The sequence below is a fragment of the Chryseobacterium sp. KACC 21268 genome, assembly GCA_028736075.1.
GTDB lineage: Bacteria > Bacteroidota > Bacteroidia > Flavobacteriales > Weeksellaceae > Epilithonimonas.
In genome coordinates this window covers 3,089,674-3,110,114 of record CP117875.1, presented here as the reverse complement: position 1 = coordinate 3,110,114, position 20,441 = coordinate 3,089,674, and the positions used below count along the sequence as shown (strand labels likewise).

Below are 20,441 nucleotides of genomic sequence, written 5' to 3'. Positions count from 1 at the left end.
AAATAATAGTTTCCAAAGATTTCTTTGAATTGTTATTTTTCGAATACTGCTTTTGATTACTTACTATCATGGTTTTTATTAAAGCCGGGCAGAAAAAACACAAATTTTGGTCATTGAACTTAACTAAAACAACTGCCCGACATAAATATGATTAAGTTTAGTGCTTGATGTTGGGAGCTCAATTATTAATCGTTAGGTTTCCAATATGTCCATGCATTCCCATTATAAACCGCAAGCCTTTTTGCCCCCTCTTTGTTAATGTACACCAACATTCCGGGAGCTGGATCAGGGATATCGTCTGTATTAGTAACCATTGGTAAAACCATTGCTTTGCTCTGTGATTCCAAAACTAAAACACCATCAGATGAAGAACTGTTTGAACCGATGATCATTTTAGATTCTGAAAATTCAGTGACAGCTGCTGGACTTGGCTGTGTTCCCATTATTGAAGTAAGATCTGCAGTGTCTCCGTTACTGAGATCGAACCAGCCATCAGATGAATTCATATCAATCACACCATTATAATATATGATTTTAGCCCTTTGAGGATCTGTGGCATCCAGCACCATTGTCCCTTCAGACAACCTGCTTCCTGAGGGTACTATTCTAACATACGGAAGTATAATCCCTTTATTTTGTCCAGATGCAAATTCGAGAAGCACTGATTCTTTTTGTCCGGACGGTACCGTACCAATTGTATTACCAATAATCACCTGAGCAAAAACTGGGTTGAAAATCAGAAGACTTAGCGTACAAATTATGTTTTTCATAAAAAGTTTAAAATTGATTATAATGTATTAAGGACAGGCTTGTTTGTTAAAGCAGCTCCAGACCGCATCATGGTAGATTTTTAAACATCTGGCTGTCGTGTCATAGATCATCATTCCTTCCTGGGGACTTGTAATTTTAGGTGCAATAACTAAAGGAGTCATCTGACCCTGTATTTCAACAGTCGACATACGCGTTATTACAAAACCTTTTGTATTAGATTCAAGTGCCAAATGCCCTGATTTTCTTCCCATTGGCCAATTATCCGCAGTCTGACTGCCTGCTCTTTGTAAGAGTGTGATTCCCATTTTTGTATCCAGTCCAGTACCCGTTAACATAGCCGGTCTATAGCAGGCACACTGTGTGATATTAAGACCATAGCCATAGCCATTCATTATAGTTAAGCCCACGACATTTTGTGTCACTGTTATATTATTTGTGGAAGTGTGGTTCCAAGAGATGGAGTTCAGCGTATTGCCATTCATCAGAACTAGAGGTTGCAGAGGACCATATGATGCCTTGCTTCCAAACAGTGAGATAACGCCTGAGGGACTTATTGAAATACGAATCAGCGGATTGGCAGCATTACCTCTCATCTGCCAGATGTCAGCTCTAGTTCCGTTATGTGTTGTATCAGTTTCGTATTGGGAACCATCGGCAAATCTCACATTAATGCCTGAAGTTCCCGACGACTGAAACTGAAGTTCTTGAGCGGCTATCAGAGTTCCGTTGATGTTTAGGTTGAATGAGTTATCCAGCTCATAGATGTCAAAGACAAATCCGTAATTAGATGATGGTTGCGTTATATTTTGAGTGACTACAGGACTTGAAGAATTCTCAATGCTCCATTGGAAGGCATTACCGTCCACAGGTTCTGTACAGATTTCAACAGGTGTAAATGTCACATTGCTGTAGGTTAAAATATTGTTGCAGTTTCCGCCAGACCCATTGTTAGTACACTCATAATGAGCATCAGTCGGAGGAACTCCTGGTGTTGTATTTGTAGCGTCAGGATCTGTTACATCATTTGGGCGCAGAATGCTGGCTTCGACCTGAATATTTCCTGCATTGGCAGCGCTTGTAACCAGCATTGTAAATATGTACGTAATTTCACAGCCAGCCGGAATGTCAATCTTTGATACATAAACGTGATTTACAGGATCGTAGGTTACAGGAGTGGATTGGCTCCCACAGCTGTTACCTGAGAAACTAATCGAGACTGAATCAAATCCTGCTGGAACAAGAAAACGGAAGGGGGCATTTTCAGCACTGCTTGGACCGTTATTCCTAACTTTAACGGTATAAGTGATCTGTTCAGCAATGGACAAACTGTTTTTATCTGCTGTAATGGAAGTCACTTGTAAGTCCGCAGTTTTTACAACTATTGAGGTTTGTGATTGTGCTTCAGGTCCTTTGATATAAGACCAGGTGTCAATCGACTTTTCATTTGCAAAGCCACTTGCAAGATTTGTACTTGATAATGGGCTGGAATTATTATTCTGCTGCCCCCACATGTGGCCGCCTGTTCCACTAGGTCCACTTAATGATCCAGAAATACTGGCGTTAGCTGGTGTGGAGGCCTTACCTTGATTATTGGTGGCTGTTCTTGTGATATCTGTATCATCCCAATAAACCCTATAGCGTTCTATGCTGGTATCAGCACCATTTAAAAGTTCTAGTATCATCCCATTAGGATTAATTTCCATATCAATAAAAGGAAAATGCACTTCAGCCCCGCGAAGCTGCACTTTCAGCCTTATAGGCTGATTACCCTCTGGTAAATTATTGCCGTTTCCATCTTTACCGTTCCAAAAAACACTGTTGTCTCCAGCACTGGCTATTCCTGTCAGTACCCTGGTAACAAAAGTTGCAGGATTCGAGGCACTTTCTATTGTTATTGTGTACGCACCTTGTACGGCTGCATTAAACTTTACGTATCCACCTTTTAATGTACTGACCTGAGAAGGCGTAGTTTCTGCTCCCACCAGATTTACATTGAGTACATTAGGCGTTATCACATTGTTACGTAACCACGTATTATTCCCGGGAACACTGCCATTAGCATTGGCGGGCATGTCAGTGGCAGGAGTAGCATAGAAGATTTTATGGGTAATATCTTGAGACGTGTCTGCTAATAAGGGTGAGTGAACAGAAGAAGAGATGCCGCTAGAATAGTTAATGCTTTTATAAGTAGACTCATTATTTGTAATAAATCCTCGATTATTCACAAAAAAAGTAAAACCTACGCCATTATTACCATTGTTATTAACCCTGTAAATGTAGCCATCCTTAGTCAATGCATACACCTGTCCGTTAAAACCAGCAGTCTGACTGCTGCTGAGGTGCAGATTAAAGACGGTCGAATAAACACGTCCCTGAATCCAAGAGCCGGATGATTCTACAGCCACATCCCAGGCTGCTATCAATTCAGAATCCGTTGGCTGGGTCCAATTCGAATCCGCTGCAATATTGGTTACTGTTGGTGTGCTTGAAGAATTGATATCCCCTGTGGGTAAGAATTCAATCTTCCATATTCCTGCCTGATTTAAAGAAGCGGTGCGGTTGAATGTAATGTAACGGTTGGAGCCTGCCGCTTGTGACAAAAACCTAGGTCCTGCATTTTCAGCTGTTCGGCTGCTAATCTGTCCTGTGGTATTATTGCCAGAGGTATAGATGCTTCCATCAGGCGCTGTCATAACAATTCTCCCATTACCAATCCCTTGTGCGCTTGAGGCGGTGTGTAAGATTTCCCCTGCTTTCAGGTACGCATAGTGGGTACCTCGCGACTTAAATGGCCAGGAAGCCAATGTAACCCCATTGCTTCCACTGTAGGAGTTACTGTACAAAAATGCACGGCCACCTAATGTGCCGGCAGGGTATAGATTTCTTGATCCGTCGGCTAAAAGAGGTGTGCTGTTAAGAAGACAGAATAAGCTAATTAAAAGCTTTCCATCATTTAGAAAGTTAAGAAATTTTTGTATCATCTTGTGTCGTATAAATATATCAGGATTATTAACTGATTTATAAATCAAAGGCACAGAACAGAACAAGTGTCATAAATGGGGGAGAAGGTTTCAACGTAATCTTAATGTTCCGAAAAAAATTACATTTTGCTTTTCTCTATCTAAACTACATTATGGACTGGATCCAAAAAATACTTCTCCCGATAATTACACGGGAAAAGCATCCCATTTTCATCATTTGTACTTATTTTCTATCGTTTTAATTTTGTGCAAAATACCTGCTCTTAAAACAGTTTCACAAGAAGATGAAGGTTCGAATTCGGGAAAATGAACTATGATTTTATTTATACAGTTGATTTAGCGTACTGATATTCAATGGGTTTTGTTATCTAGCTAATTAGAAATTATTAAACGGACGATCTCATCTATTAAGAATATTAGATGATGCGGATGGCATTTTTGTGATGAGAAAGCAGTTTAATTTGAAAGACAAGAAATTTCGAAATGAATGAGTTGATCAGATAGGATTGGATAATCAGCCCCGGATGATTATAGTGAATTTAGCTGCTGAGATTTTAAGTGATCCAGAAATTCAGACGGGTTTACACTGGTTATTTTTTTAAATGCTGCTGCAAATTTGCTTTGGGAAGAGAAGCCTGCTTCCTCTGCCAATGTTGAAATTTTGTATTTCTGGTAATTGCTGTTATTTTTCAATTTTAGGATGATGTACCGTACACGTAATTCATTAATGTAATTTTTAAAGTCTTTCTTTTTATGCGTATTGACTACGTAAGACAGATATTTGGTGTTAGTGCCACAGTATGCTGCTACATACGGTAGGGAAATGGTATTCTGGGTGAACAGCAAAGATTCTTCAAACTTTTCTAAATTATAAAGTATTTTTTTCTCTGTAATATCCGTCATCAAGGTGGATGGTTCTGATATTGGTAACCCGATATTTTCAGGACTAACGGCATCCTTTTCAGAGCCTACTATATCTGTAGTAACATCCTCAACTGTGTCTTTTTTTATCTGTTCAAAATCTTTAAGAATTTGCTTTACCTTATTAAGGCTTCTTTTTTGGCGTTGCTTGTAAAATATAAAATAAGCACAGCCAGATAACAGTACCAGAATTGTAGTAAGTAGTAACATATTTTTTGCGTTTGAATCTCTTGCCAGCTCATCATTCTTTTTTTTAAGACCTGAGTAGGAGTCATTGATAAAGGCAGAGGACTTTACTGAAATCTTTTCCTGAACAGAATCCTGTTTGGCTTTGTTTAATTCCAAATTATCAAGATCTTTTATTAGAGCAAAGTATTTTTGAGAAGTTTGGTATATTTCATTTTTGAGATTAAGATAATTTGATTCATCAGCTAATTTCTGAGCTTCTTCTATAAATATTTTTGCATTGGACGGATCTTTTTTAGCCAAGTATGTTTTTGCCAGTCCATTCAGCACAAGTGCCTTGAGAAAATTATCTGACATTTTCCCTAATTTATCCAGAGAATGCTGATAGTAAAAAAGTGCTTTACTGTAATCCTTCAGATGAAAATAACTTAATCCTAACAGCTGTTCATTGTTAGCGGTAAGAAAGTCATTAGTTTGTCCACTGAGTTTAAAATAGTTTTCAGATTCGGCGATATTGATGACAGACTGATTATAATTCTTCTGGTCAATTTCGTAATAAGCTTTTTCCTGCATAATAAAACCCATCGTTTGGTTAACCATTCTGGGATCATTAATCTGAGAAACAGTCTCTATAGTTTGATCAATATATTTTTTGGATTCATTATAAAGTTGAAGATTTCTGTATTGGGAAGCTAAAAAGCCGGAAATTTTTGCTTTCCATATATATTCATCACTTCCTAAAAGTATCTGGTCTGCATTCAAAGCATATTCCACGGCATTCTTTATTTCTCCGGACTGCTGCATAAGGGTCGCTGATAGCATTAGGCTCTTTGCTTTGTAACGCGGAGATTCGGAAATATTATAAAGAGAATCTGCAATTTGGATAGCTCTTGGAAAATCTTTCTGAGAAATCTCCAGATAAGCTTTTGTATAAATCTTATTATATGCTTCCGGACTTTGTGCTAAAAGATTTTCTGACGATAAAATCAATGCTAAAAGTGTAATAAGAAGCAATAAATTATACGTTTTTATCAATTTAAAAATCATAGGCTTTAATTATGATTCAAAGTTAATAGATTAAATACACGTTTAGGTTTGAGTGTCATAATTTGGGCAAATGATACAGTCCATTTTCCCGAAAATGGCTCATATAAACATTATAATAAAATGTAAATATGATCAAGCAATCTTTTACATACCAAGTGTAGCCGCTGAAATTAAATACCGGAAGTTTTGTGTAGCAAATAAAAAAAGGACATCAAATTGTTAATTCAAAGGATAGTTATTCAGAAAGATTAAATCAAATATTTGGGTAAAAGACTCACCGAAGATATACAAAGTTTTAATTGACATATATGTTTTCCATATGTAATTCATATTTGCTCTGCAGGGCTTATTTGTCCTATCAAAAATTCAACAGTTCAGTATGCCGTTGTACAATTTTAATCATATACTCTAATTAGGAGATAAAATGATAGGAAAATTATTTTTTTCTCCCGTGTGCTATTAAAAATGCTAGCAACAGCGAAAATAAGCATATAATAATGAATTCAAATCCCATAAAACTTGATAAAAACATAACATTGATTTTTAACCAAATTTATAATTGTGTACTAAGCCGTGATTAAGTAAAAATACTGAATTTTTAAAGTAGGCGAAATAAAAGCTTTCCAGCTCAATTATCATCGGCCATAATTTGTTATGCAGTTATTTGTTCTTAAAAAAAATCACGGATTTATAGAATATAAATCCACCATCGTGATTAAGTCGTCCATTTGACAGTTTGAACATATTTGGATTGAAGATTTCACCAAAATTATCCAAATCAGCAAGAAAGTCCGCCCGTAAGGATAAAATTGTTTCCATCGAATTATATGGTCAATTAAAAAAATATGGATTATAATATACCCTTAGTGGGGATGTTATGAGGTCAAATTATTCTTTAGTGTACGCTTATCAAATGTTGAAAATGAATGGCTTAAATTTAAATATTTAAATTTAACAAAAAATACAACACATGAAAACTATCAATTTTTATCTAATGAACATTTTGCTACTGTGTTGCAAAAATGTATTCTCGCAAAACAATCAGTAAATCTATGACTGGCTCCTGTCCATAAAAGATAGGATACTAAATGATATAAAAAGGAAGTCTAGATTCCCTAAACCAAATTTTGGAAAGAGCCTCCGATCGCAGTTTATGGTGGCTATATATTTAGACGCAATCTACATTCTTATCCAACCAAATTTAAAAAGAGAAGGCAGTGGAAAACCTTAATTTGTCGATTCATATAACAGAAAACGAGAATAAAAATCACCGTCAAAAAATGTGATTTGGAAAAAAATCTGGAATTAATTGTTTTTTTAGATTTGTAGAGCACTCTGTTTATGCAGAGGAAGAATGTGCGATTGAGGAGCTTGATCTGATTGAAAATTTTTAGAACATTCTGTTGGCAGTAAAATTTTATTTTTTAAAATAGGAAAACAGTATATAATAATAGCGACATTTCTCTGACAATTCAAAATATTGCATTATTAAGCAAAGCGTGCGGAAATACCGAAGATAAAGTCAGAGTAAATTTTATAGAACCAAAAGAATTAAAAGCTACAAATATGTGAAGAGCACAAAGATTGTGTCAAGAAAAAAAGTCATCTTGCAATAAAAGAAAATGAGGCAATAAAATCTCTTTTTAAAGGCTACAAAACTGAAGTTTTGGGAGAATTAAATATTACACTTATAAATCTAAATTATTTACGGGATAATGTTATATGAGATAACAGTCCTAAAAACTTATTAGCAATAATTATCTCCCACTTACTGGCTGGGCTGTATCTCTCCAAAAGAAATCTCACATTCATTACTGTTACCGTTTCTAGAAAAAATTTTATGACAATGGAAGATTATTTTACCAATCGGCTGAGAGATTTTCAAAAAGAGATATCTCATCTAATCTCTTTTTATATAAAAGCATATTTCAATAAGACCAAAAGCTCCACTTTGATCCATTGAAAAACGCTAATGTTTTCTCTCCAACCCCTGTCAATACCATCATTCCGGGAGCAGGATTGACAATTTCTTTGTAAGATGAAACCGTTGGCAAAACCATCGCTTTGGTTTTAGATTCTAGTACCAATATACCGTTGGCTGTAGATGATTCATCCCCTATAATCACTTTGGAGTTACTATTTTCTTTAAGAATAGGCTGAATGTTTAGTTTCAGCTTCGCACCGATGCCACTTGCTTCTGGAGACAAATCTTTGAACGTACCATCATAATCGTAGTATACGATTTTTGCTATTGGCGCGGTAGTAGGATTTGATATTCTCAAAAATATGCTACCTGGAGTATTTACATCACTTATATCTGTAAGATAAGGTAAGATAATACCTTTTCTCTGGGTTGATGAAAATTCCATTAATACGGATGTTTTGTTTGTCGCTGTTCCTACATTATCGCCTATGATAACTTGAGAAAATAATACATTTGAAACAGCTGTGAATAGGCATAAAATTATATTTTTCATTAAGGGCAGGTTTTTCGATTAAAGCAACGCCATCCCGTTGTCGAATTCACATACATTTTTAAGCAGTGTTCTACAGTGTCAAATATTAGCATTCCTTCTACGGGATTAGTGATGTTGTTGATCTCAGTGGTCGTAGCCCGTGTTATGACCATCGGTTTTTTATTTGATTCCAATGCTATCCAACCACCTTTTCTTTCCATTGGCCAGTTGTCAGCATCTGCATTTCCAGCTCGTCCCATCGCACTAATTCCCATATTGGTATCCAATTCAATTCCTAATGTGGTAGGGTCCTCATAGCAATAGACGTTGAGCGATCCTGTATTATATGCGGTAAAAGCAGGATCGCTGTCACCCGACAAGACATGTACAAATTTTACTGCTTTTGCATAATAACCAGAAGATGAGGGTATAACGTTTATTCCAAAATCACTGAGCTTAAAGGTTAAAATTCTAGTATCGCGGACATCACCATTACCCGAGGATGCAGTACTGTTTCTCTGTGTATTGTTAGGTGCAGGTCTCTCTGTCCACGGTTCATAACCTGTATTGAATGAATAATTTCCTGTTGGAGAGCTACATAACCCATCCGTGTTGTAGAGTGCATATCGCCCTCTTCCTACTTGGAATACACCGCTAAGAGTGACTGTTATCTCTGTGCCAACTAAATTTCCTAAGGCATCTGTGAATTTAAACTTATCCTGACCAGTGCCAGTAGGTGGTGCTCCCATTTGTGTTACAACGATATCTGGTATGTCATCGCTGATGCAGGAAGGATTGATGTCAGCAAGGACGTCAACGTTGAAGGTCATCTCCTGAGAAGGAATATTAAAGAGCAATGTACTTATATCCAAACCGTTTGTTCCATCCCTCATATAATTCTCTCTTGGAACATTGCAAGGTGGGGAGGACCCAAAAGTTGTATTTACACCACCGACATTATAGCTGGTCCGATATACTCCGTTTTCATCCCATTTCGGAAGACCTATGAAATGATTACTAGATGTCGTTGTGTTTACTCGTATCGGAAAAGCTTTATAGTTCTGAGCAGAATAGGAAACACTCTTGGAAGTAAGCAGAGCATCATTAACACCCGTAGAATATACTGTAGTATTTGTCTTAAATCCAATTAGCTGATTGGTTGCATTTGCGATTCTGGAGTTATTGGTATTATTATTGGAGAACCAATATCCGTCCGTTAGGTAAATAGGAGGAGCGTCATCCATATTTGTAGTACACTTTGGACAGAAACCATATGCTTCAGTAGCTGGGGTTTGCGCATTTGATTCACAACAAAAAAGCATTGTAAATAAAAGGAATGAACAAGTTATTATTTTTCCTCGCATTAATTTTATATATATTAACGACATTATCTTTGACAAAATATTTAATTTGACAAAAGTAAACAATTATTTTAGAAAAAAATAATCTTGCGATGTCATAGATAATTGATTAAAACTTATTTGAACAAACTTAATTCACGAAATTTCAGTTTTCAAGTATATCTTAAAAGGTGAAATGAGAAATAATTAAATGCTGATTTGATTAGACGATAAGATTCGGTTGATATAATTTTAAACTGAATGATATTATTTAAAATTTCTAAGATTTGTGCATTGGAAAAAAATGCGGGTTAAAAGCTCGAAGATTTTATTAATCTAATTAACTAGTTATCAGTCTTGTTTATAAAAGCAGAATCATGGATAAGTCGTTCTGATTTTAGAAGTTCAGATTGAGGATTATTCTTAACTTTATTGAAACCTAAATTACTATCTCCAGAAGTCAATGGTACTTACTTTTTAGTAGTATTTTAGCGAATATTATGATCAGTCAGAATAATCTTTCAGCAGTTGTCTGTAGCTCGTCAGGATCGATGATTTAGAAATAAAGCCAATAAATACATTCATTTGATCAACCACAGGCAAACTCCAGGTACCGGTATTGTCAAAGATCTGAAGGATGTCTCTAGGCTTATCATCGGGATGGATAAACGCAGCAGGAGCCTTCATTATTTTTGTTATTGAAGGCGCCAGGTCATTGTCATTAAGGAAAAAGTATGGTCTGATATCATCCAAAGTAAGAATACCTCTCAACTTCTTGTCATCATCAATAACTGCAAAAATATTCTTATTTCCTTTTTTCACTATATCAGACAGTTCTGTTATCGAAGCGTTCTGATTAATCGTTTGGGAATATTTATCAATAAAGTCTTCTGTATGAAGCGAGAAAAGCAGATTTTTGTCATGCCCATTCGTAAAGATCTTACCTTGGTCGGCCAAAGATTTCAGTTCAGGAGATATAGGTGAAAACCACTTGGCTATCAGATAGGAAATTACAGAAACGATCATTAAAGGTATGAAAAGATCATATCCAAAACTGGACTCGGCGATCAGGAATATTGCAGTAAGTGGTGCATATAAAATACCGCTCATAGCACCGGCCATTCCTACAAGAACTAAGTTGGACACAGGAACTTGCTTAAACCCGATCTGTTGACAGATAATAGCGAATAGAAACCCAACGCTTCCACCTGCAAATAGCGAAGGTGCAAAATTACCACCATTACCCCCACTGAAAATGGTAAATGAAGTGGCAAATGCCTTTAAAAGACAAACCAAAACCAAAAAGACTATAATTGTCCATTCCTTAATGTCTACATACCTAAAAAGGCTATTTTCTATAATAGAATTTGTATTGCCATTGGTATAAGCTTTTACGGTTTCATATCCTTCTCCGAATAGCGGTGGAAAAAGCACGCACAGCAATGACAATACGGCACCACCAAGCATTGCTTTACGCAGCCGCGATATTTTCAGTCCTTTGATAAAATGTTCAACTTGGTGGGAAATGATCAGGAAATACCTTGCATACAGCCCTGTCACAATACCTAAAACAAGATAGTAAGGTACATTCCGGTAATTAAAAGCCTCTCTGGTGTGAAACCTAAAGAGAATATCTTCCTGAAGCAAAATCCTTGACAAAAGACTTCCACATACTGCAGCAACTACCAGTGGGATAAAATCTGTAAAAACCACTCCTGTCAGCAGAATTTCAAAGGCAAACATTACACCTGCTACAGGCGCGTTAAAAGCCGAGGCTACGCCCGCCGTGGCACCAGCAGCCAGTAGAAGAGTTCTTTCCTTATAATTGAGCCGATAAGTTTGGGCAAAGTTTGAACCAATAGCGGCGCCGGTCACGGCAATTGGGCTCTCAAGACCCGCAGATCCTCCAAGGCCTACGGTAACTGCGCTTTGAACGATCTGAGAATAGGTTTTGACCGATGAAACAATACTCGAATTTTGAGCAATCTCATATAATATTGCACCAATCCCTTTTCTATCCTGACCCTTAAATATTGTCAACACTATTGTGGTTGTTAAGACGATACCCAAAAATGGGAAAACAATATAGAAGAGTATCTGATATTCAAAATGAATGTTATTGGTTATAAAAAAATGAATACTATGTACGATCGTTTTCAATAAAACACCCGCCATACCAGCCGTACAACCCACAAGAATTCCGGAGAGAAGAAGAAATTGGCTCCTACTAAGCCTGTTGTTAAGCCAGTGGAGAATCAATTCATAACTGCGGGCTTTTTCAAGGCCATACTGTTGAAAATCTCTCTTGAACTTGAGAAAGCTTATGTATCTTTTTTTGTTATGGATGTTCACTGGTTTTAGTCGCTTTGATTGATGCGCGGATCTTAATTAGAATATGCCATTTTTAGAGGTAATTGCAAATATACCAAAATGATATGGTACTGCATTTCTATCTTTGATAGTTCATCAATATGTATGTTGAAACAGTGTAGTTGCCTTAATTGACGATGTAAATGAACTTATAAAATGACCCTTGACAGGGTACTGCGAAGTGATGTCCTCGAAGCACATAGATTTTTAATTTTATATTCTTTAAGACGAGCCTGATCAAAGCTTTTATGTTAACAGTTCAAGATTTTTTTTAAATTACTTTTTGATTGCAACTTTTATCCTATTGAGAACCACATCAATATCAAAAGGTTTGGCGATAAAATGCTTAGGATCACAAAAGTCTTCTAACTGACTCAGCTGTGCATGGGCACTCATAATAATGACTGGGATACCGTTATTGTTATCGCTTCTTTTTATTTCTTTACAAAGATCGATTCCTGACCCATCGGGTAGCATCACATCGAAAAGGTAAAGGTCTGGTAAATCATTCTGATCACGATTTAAAAATTCATTTACTGTTGAAAAAGACCTCACTGTATAATTTTCTGATTCCAAGAAAATTACTAAAAATTCTCTAATTGCCTGATCGTCTTCTACCAAAATAATTTTTCTCATACTTACACTTAGCAATTACAGAACCACTGTAAAAAAAGACCAAAAATTATGATTCAAAAATTAAAATGAAGGGATCATTGTAGAGGCAGAGTAAACCAAAACTCACTCCCTTTCCGTAATTGACTTTCAACCCCGATATTTCCACCGTGATTTCTGATAATTTCTGCACTGATATATAGTCCCAGTCCAAGACCGGTAAATTTTTGTCCCTTATAATCGGTCCTGTAATACCTTTCAAATAAATTTCCAATTTTTTCTTCAGGAATTCCCGGCCCATTATGTTTTATGGTTATTTTGAGCTTATCATTATTTAATATTTGTACTCTCACAGTTACATTCGAAGCAGGCGCGTATTTGATCGCATTAGAAATGAAATTTATTAAGACCTGTCCGATTTGCTGATTGTCTGCTTCTACCATTATGGATGTATCACCTTCGAAAGTGATTTTTCGATCAGTTTTTTGGGATAAAATCGATAAGCATTCATCAAATAATTCAGCTAATGAAAAAATGGTTTTGTGAAGTTTCATATGGCCTTGCTCCATTCGACTGGTATCAAGCAGTTCGTCGATCAGTTTGAAAAGCTTATCGAGGCTTTTTACAGACTGGTCAATTAATTTGCCTCTCACCTCTGAAGACAATTTCTCATGTGACCTTTCAAGAAGCTGAAGTGCTATCTTAAGGGCAGTAACTGGTGTCTTAAGCTCATGGCTGGCAATACTGATAAAATCATCCTTTCCCTGGGTGATCATTCTTCTTGCCGTTACATCCATAAATGTTCCGATGCCACCGGTTAGTTGCCCCTCACTATCAAATATAGGGGCAGCGTTTATGGATATTAAATACGCTCAATGTCCAGCGGATGACTGAAAAGCCTCCTGATTCATCACCTGAAGAGGGATTTTTCAACTATTGATTATTTTGCGAATGTTTTCATAAAAATAACCTCAAGCCACTTAGATCAAGTACTATACCTTTAATAATATAATTCTCATGACCAACAATACTTATCTGATTTAAACCTATGAGGTACTAGAAAGTAATTTTCTAATAAGATATAGAATGTCTCCAAAAAAATACCTGCAGTAATTATAGACCAGAGGGTGGTTGGTAAAAAATATGCTAAAACGTCTACTTTTCCAAAGTTGTAAAAGTCAGTTATATAGATACAAGTCGGTATTTTGTTTATAATTACTCTGAATTAGGAATAAACTAAATTTTACCCGTAAATCTAACCGGCTTTCAAAGAATCACTTTCAAGCTTAACAACTCTTAATTCCTGAGTTGCCCTTAAAGTTCTTTCTAAAGGGATCAAAAGTTATATGTTTTTCATCAGTCTTTTCGCCTGCCATAAAAAATTTATCTTCTTTTATATAAACTTTCTTTCAGATCCCAAATTAATGAGTTAACGAGTAGACATTTCTACTTACTTCAAGAGCACCTAAATTGTTACCCACTAAACTGAACCTTTTTAACTTTTTTGTTCTAACATATTAAGAGTAAAGGAATTGTTTGCTAATAAAGCTTACAATGAAAAATTTAATTATCATTTATCTTGTGCTAGCTTTACTAATGCTGATAAAAATCGATACAATTATTTCCAGTAACTCCAGTTTACGCCGTCATAGATGGCAAATGTATTGGATATACTGTCATAAACCAAAGTACCTGCTATAGTTCCTCTCATATTCAATTGAGGATTAGCGACATTAGGTAAAACGAGTGCTCTAGTAGTGGATTCCAAAACCAATATTCCTATTTTACTACTATTTGCTGCACCTATTACAGCACCAGTATTTGTATTTACATCAGATCCCAAATTTGTGAAGGTATGATTTACACCAGGCGTCCCGTTTTTTGTCAGACTTACCCAACCTCCAGCATCATTGTTAGTTCTTCCCTCCCAGACCTCAACACTTCTCTCGGATGAGTTGTATACAAATGTCCCACCGGATGAAGCATTAGGAGTAGCGATCTGTGGAATAATAATTCCTTTATTTTCATTAGAAAACTCTATCAAGACACTACTGTTTGTAACTGATGTTTTACCAATAGCTAATTGAGCACTTAAAAAACTTGCTTTAGAGAACACTAAAACAACAAGTATAAGCTTAATAATTCTATTCATTTCATATTTATTAACAACTTCGATAGCTTCTGATTTTAATCCTCGTTACAACCTCTTTCTAGACAGTTCCATCCTGTTCTTGTCGAATCCACACTTGGGCTTGTACCGCGATAAAGTTGGACACACTTTAAGTCAGTGTTATAAATTAACATACCGACAACTGGAACCAATAGATTTCTTTGTGCAGTAGTCATATGTGTTATTACAAATCCTTTACTATCACTATCCATCACAATATGTCCATTGGGGACATTCTCTGGCCATCGAACGTTTTGAGCATTCGAGTTGGTGATAGATTGCTTAGTCAAAATTCCCACTTTTGTGAATACAGTGGGAGTTCCTGAAGCTCCTGGTTTTACACATACAGGAGGTGCAACTCCAAAGTTAACATTCGTAATTATAGGATTGCTAGCATTAAATCTCGCAGGAATTCTCAGGTCAGCAGTACCCGTTTCGACACCAGACCCTGCTAAATTTCCAACACCAAAATCTTCGCCTACTAAAGTCCATCCGGACGGAATATTTGATGATGTAAAATTATAATTTGTACTAATATTTCTTGTGTCAACAATTATACGATAATTGGTTTCGCCAGCATCTAGAATAGTTGACGGAATATTATAGACACCGTTACTATTGACTGTTGTTTTTGCAAGTATTTCACCTGTTGTAATTCTGATTAAGTAAGCAAATAAAGGATTTCCTTTTATTGAACCAATGCCAGTGCCATTGATAATAGAATTACCGTCCCTATCAATAAAAACATTTCCGCTTACCTGGCCTGGAACAATATCGTCTGCTAAAAAGAAAGTTCCTCCACCCATTAGATCAAGTCCACCGTTGGTTGTATCATCAGTATTCGTCGGTACGTCACTAAGACCAATCAAATCCATACTCGCTGTAACATCTCCTGGAAACAGACAAATTCCATATACGACTTGTCCATTGCTTGCCCCAAGTGTGGAAAAATCTACAAAGTCCCCAGAAACAGATTGTGAAGGGATTATTGTTGCAGGTTTTATTATGCTATCATCTGCAGTGGTAGGTACAGCACTGGAATTCTGAAAGACATCCGACTCCATTGAGTAACCGGTAGCACCAAAATTTGAAGTTGCTCTTGATACTAAATTTCCGAGACTTGCAACATTTCCAGCTGAATCTAATGATGTAATTAAGGCTACCTTATATCTGTCATTACCGCCTCTCTCCAAAATCATAGTTCCTATTTTAGCAAGTGAAATACCAACTGGAACAGTAACACCATTATCAATAATTAAATCTATTCTTTCTACGTTGTTCACTGTTCCTCCAGCATTAGCAAACAAATTGTCAACACCTCTGTTAATACCATAGCTATTTATTAGACTTTCTAAATTGTCAATATATTCTGCTTTATAATATCTTTCCAAGGTACCAGAATTACCTGTACCTGTAGGCAAAGAGCGCTCGAAAAAACCTGTAAATCTATTAAGATTTCTAACATTCGCATTGGCTATCCTATTTAATTTAATGCGAGTATATGGTGTTGTGCTTGAATGATTGTAAGGAATGAAATGTTGTGAATTATAATTGAAGCCAGAAAGGACAGGAACGGATGTGCCATTCCCTGAGCTTATCTGCCCAAAATGTAAAATGTAATTATTAGCTGCAGGAAAATCCCTAACGCCTCTTCGCGTAAAATTTTGCTGAACCGCTGCCGAACTGTTCACTACAGTAAAGCCTGAAGGTGTCTGTGCTAATATAATGCTTGATAATATAAGCATATTACAGCACAATAACTTTGATAATTTTTCCATTGTCTTGAGCATAAATAATTATGTTTAAAACCAAAAGATTATTGCATAAAAAATATTATAATTAGTATTGTGAATAATCGTCGAGAATTAAAATATTAATTATTGTCAATCAATTAATTCAGATAAATACTATGCAAATATACAATAAACCTACGAAATTAGATATTTAGACTACAAAAACTACTAAAATTATAAAATCTTTATATAAACTATAACGATCTATTTATATAAAAATTTGGTTAAGATCTTCGAAGAGGTTGCCCATATATCCTTAGAAGGTCGATTTTCCCCCGATTAAAACATGCTTAATAATAATATTATAAAGGGTGGTCTCGGATTGAAATTTGGAAGTTCAATAAAGGGGAATTTAAAACAAAAGATTATCTCAACATTTGTTAATGTTAACGATAGGGAATTATTAGTAATTTATAAAGCATCGATTGATAACCAAGTCAATCAATGCTTCATTTTATACCTAATTCTTTCGGCTAATAGCTGTAATAATATAACCGATGTTTCCCTGATGCTGTCTCTTCCCACATAATGATAAGATTCTCTATTTTATTATTTCGATGAGGATAGAGCATTTAATCTATTTTCCAGGTCTTCAAGTTTAATACACAATTCGTCTATTTTTCTTTGCTGATCTTTTATAGTTTTTTGTAACGTCTCATTAATTTTATACATCTCAGATAGCTCCTGGATACTTCTGATCATCGGTGCCAGCAGATCAGTATATCGTACTGACAGAAAATTTTCCTTTGTTTTATCACTGCTAATTAACCCTGCATTGTTGTAATCAACAGATTTAAGCGTTTCTTGAAGTTCCTGTGCTATCAGTCCCCATTCTTTGGTTTTTTCAGAATTATTAGTCTTTATATATTCAACCGGATTCAGACGATTGATAAAATCTAACCCCAGTGAGATCGTTTTTATATTTTTCTTATATCTTCTGTCAGAAGCGACAGTCATAGCGACGAAGCCCTCGATAATGGTGATGTCATTGTTTCCAATTCTTACTTTGTTGGACTGATTTACTTGAGCACCATTTCCCAATGCCATTGAATTGGTCAGGTTTCCATACAAAACATCTGCCTGGTGACCTATCGCTGTGTTATTGCTACCACTATTATTGTTGTATAGCGCTGAATTTCCAATTGCAACATTATTGTTCCCTGTCTGATTAGTCCGCGAGGCTTCATTGCCAATGATGATGTTACCTGTGCCTGAAATGTTATCCCGTGCAGCTTCCATTCCTATTGCGATGTTTTGGTCTCCGGTTGTATTGGAATACAGTGAGGCAAAACCCATTGCAACATTATGATTTCCAGTCGTATTATTATATAGCGTCTCTTTACCGAATCCCGCATTAAAGTTTCCAGACAAATTATGGAATAAAGAATTGATACCGTAGGCCGAATTACCTGATCCCACCTCATTTGAAAATAATGAAATGTAACCACCTGCCGTATTGTCATTTCCTATTGTGTTGTTGCGCAGAGAATTTGTTCCAAAACCACTGTTATTATTTCCGGATGTATTCATTCTTAGCGCCTCCCTTCCAAGGCCGGTATTGGCATTGCCGGTGGTTGAATTTCTCAATGATTCTTTACCTATCCCTGTATTGGAGTCACCGTTAGTATTGGAAAATAAGGATTGGTAGCCTACACCAGTATTGGAATCCTTTTGATTGCTTTTGAGAGCCTGATATCCTACAGCGACATTTTCGCCTGACTTAGTATTTGAATATAATGCCTCATAACCAATGGCTGTGTTTGCGGAGGCCGTCGTGTTATCATGCATAGCATTTGCCCCAACTGCAGTATTCTCAGTACCTGTCAAATTGGAGTGCATTGAATTCGATCCTATGGCTACAATATGATTACCAGTTGAGTTTGAAAATAATGAACTCTCTCCGATGGCCGTGTTAAAATTTCCCACATTGCTATTTCCTGCCTTGTATCCATAAAAAGTTTCAGTAGAAGATAGCCTGCCGGCTTTCTGGCTATTGATCCTGAAGCTAAGTGGTACGTCATCTGAAGTACCAATATAATTGATACCATCGACTGTTGAGCCATTTCCACTTAATAGCCAAGTTGTTTTTGAAGAGTCCAGACCTATCCATTTTAGCTGTGAATAATTCCAGTAATAGAATCCTGTATCGTTGATACCAAATGTAGATGCCGCTGGTGTAGGAATCGATAGATAAACAAGCATACTGTTTTGCGTTGCAGTAGGATTTATGGCTGGAAATTGATTGATCCTTGGTATTAAAAGACCATCCATATTTGTAGGATTTGATATGTCCATACCTGTAATATCCAATACTGCTTGTGGTGCAGTAGTATTGATGCCCATCTGGCAATATGCAGACAATGTTATGGTAAAACAACATAAAGATAAAATTTTCTTCATAATATAATTATTAAATAAGGCCTTGTTATAAATAGGTAATTAATATTTCAGTCAAAGCCACACTATATACGATCAATTTCTAGTATTGGTTTTTACAAAATTGTAGAGTGGGCAAGAATATATTTTTTATTTCAATTACTTATATAAATTGCGAATATATGTAAACTAATCTTATTTTTACATCGTTACTTTATACTCTGTGTTTGTAATCTAAATATAATATTATTGAAAGAGCACAAGAATATTTTTTGCATATCTCTGTAAGAAGGTATGAATTTTGAATTTAATAATATCACCATTATTTTCTAATAAACTATGAAAAAACTTATCAACTTTTGGGATATACTCAAAGATACTTACAGAGACTGGAGTGCAAGAGATCTCGGTACAGAGGCTGCGAGTTTAGCATACAGTGCAATTTTTTCAATTCCTGGCCTTCTTATTATCATTATTTGGATCACAGGAATTTTCTTTGGTGAAGAGGCTGTAAGAGGCGAAATAACAAAGGTAATTGGTAGTATGATGGGGAAAGATGTTGGCAAAAGCCTTGAGGAAATGGTAATTGGTGGTATGGTTGATAAAGAAAACGTAATTATGAAAATAGTTGGTGTGGTCACCTTAGTGTTCGGTGCTACATCTCTATTCTTTCAATTTCAAAAGTCATTGAATAAATTATGGGATGTTATCGCAGCACCCAAAAAAGCTTGGGAGAAATATTTATTAGATCGTGCAAATTCGCTTGGAATGATTATAGTTATAGCTTTTCTTTTATTGATCACATTGATGTTGAGTTCTTTCATCGGTTTAGCTAATGATTGGGTAATTCGTCGTTTCAGTCTTGAAACGCTTGTTATTGTAAACATCATTAACATATTAGTTGGATTTTTAATAACATTCTTCCTTTTCGCAGCAATGTTCAAAATACTCCCAGATGTAGAAATAGAGTGGAGGTCAGTGTGGTTCGGAGCAGTTGTCACAGCAGGACTTTTTACTTTAGGAAAATATCTTTTGACATTTTATTTTGACAAGTTTAATCCTAGTTCTGCATTTGGAACTGCTGGCACAATCATATTACTATTGTTATGGATTAATTATACCTGCCAGATCATTTTCTTTGGTGTTGAATTTACAAAGGTATACGCTAAGAAAATGGGGCATGCAATAAAGCCGTCAAAGCATGCTAAGTGGAGCCCTCAGTTAGCATCTATGGAAGATTCGGAGAATATAGTATCTGGTGCCGAACCTAGAAATGATAAAATTGTATAATTTTTGTGATAAGATGATATATTATTTTATCGGGAAAAGTTTTGTCTTGCAAATATGGTTATTTGAATAACATCTACCGTTAAATATAAATATTCGTTATAATAGAATGCAACTTGATTCATCATTCA

General features: G+C 35.9%; 12 protein-coding genes. 1 reads left to right on the top strand and 11 read right to left on the bottom strand.

Annotation, left to right across the window (positions count from 1 at the left end; genetic code table 11):
* Window positions 1-185 precede the first annotated feature (185 nt).
* The 11 genes from PQ459_14190 to PQ459_14140 form a co-directional block, all read right to left on the bottom strand.
* The gene (locus PQ459_14190) at window positions 186-770 is read right to left on the bottom strand and encodes a hypothetical protein (protein WDF46046.1); all 585 of its coding nucleotides are present in this window, start codon (window positions 768-770) and stop codon (window positions 186-188) included.
* 27 nt (window positions 771-797) lie between these two features.
* Window positions 798-3,752: a hypothetical protein gene (locus PQ459_14185; protein ID WDF46045.1), complete on the bottom strand. Its 2,955-nt coding sequence runs from the start codon at window positions 3,750-3,752 to the stop codon at window positions 798-800.
* 528 nt (window positions 3,753-4,280) lie between these two features.
* Entirely contained in the window at window positions 4,281-5,873 is a 1,593-nt protein-coding gene (locus tag PQ459_14180; protein ID WDF46044.1) for a helix-turn-helix domain-containing protein, read from the bottom strand.
* Between the two features lie 1,961 nt (window positions 5,874-7,834).
* Window positions 7,835-8,383 (bottom strand): hypothetical protein, encoded by a 549-nt coding sequence (locus tag PQ459_14175; GenBank protein WDF46043.1) that lies wholly within the window; start codon window positions 8,381-8,383, stop codon window positions 7,835-7,837.
* A complete protein-coding gene (locus PQ459_14170) occupies window positions 8,383-9,762 on the bottom strand; it encodes a hypothetical protein (GenBank protein WDF46042.1) in 1,380 nt (459 codons plus the stop codon). Before PQ459_14170 ends, PQ459_14175 begins: the two co-directional genes overlap by 1 nt.
* Before the next feature lie 444 nt (window positions 9,763-10,206).
* Complete coding sequence (locus tag PQ459_14165; protein WDF46041.1) at window positions 10,207-11,745, bottom strand: chloride channel protein; 1,539 nt, start codon at window positions 11,743-11,745, stop codon at window positions 10,207-10,209.
* Between the two features lie 603 nt (window positions 11,746-12,348).
* The gene (locus PQ459_14160; protein WDF46040.1) at window positions 12,349-12,708 is read right to left on the bottom strand and encodes a response regulator; all 360 of its coding nucleotides are present in this window, start codon (window positions 12,706-12,708) and stop codon (window positions 12,349-12,351) included.
* Window positions 12,709-12,782: 74 nt separating this feature from the next.
* Window positions 12,783-13,481, bottom strand: coding sequence for a HAMP domain-containing sensor histidine kinase (locus PQ459_14155; GenBank protein WDF46039.1), 699 nt, complete (start codon window positions 13,479-13,481; stop codon window positions 12,783-12,785).
* An 821-nt stretch (window positions 13,482-14,302) separates the two neighbouring features.
* Window positions 14,303-14,728, bottom strand: coding sequence for a hypothetical protein (locus PQ459_14150; protein ID WDF46038.1), 426 nt, complete (start codon window positions 14,726-14,728; stop codon window positions 14,303-14,305).
* A gap of 143 nt (window positions 14,729-14,871) precedes the next feature.
* The gene (locus PQ459_14145) at window positions 14,872-16,632 is read right to left on the bottom strand and encodes a hypothetical protein (protein ID WDF46037.1); all 1,761 of its coding nucleotides are present in this window, start codon (window positions 16,630-16,632) and stop codon (window positions 14,872-14,874) included.
* Window positions 16,633-17,196: 564 nt separating this feature from the next.
* Window positions 17,197-19,008, bottom strand: a complete 1,812-nt coding sequence (locus PQ459_14140; protein WDF46036.1) for a tail fiber domain-containing protein — start codon at window positions 19,006-19,008, stop codon at window positions 17,197-17,199.
* Window positions 19,009-19,362: 354 nt separating this feature from the next.
* On the opposite strand from PQ459_14140, the gene PQ459_14135 reads away from it, so the two are divergent.
* Window positions 19,363-20,313 (top strand): YihY/virulence factor BrkB family protein, encoded by a 951-nt coding sequence (locus tag PQ459_14135; GenBank protein ID WDF46035.1) that lies wholly within the window; start codon window positions 19,363-19,365, stop codon window positions 20,311-20,313.
* Window positions 20,314-20,441: the final 128 nt, after the last annotated feature.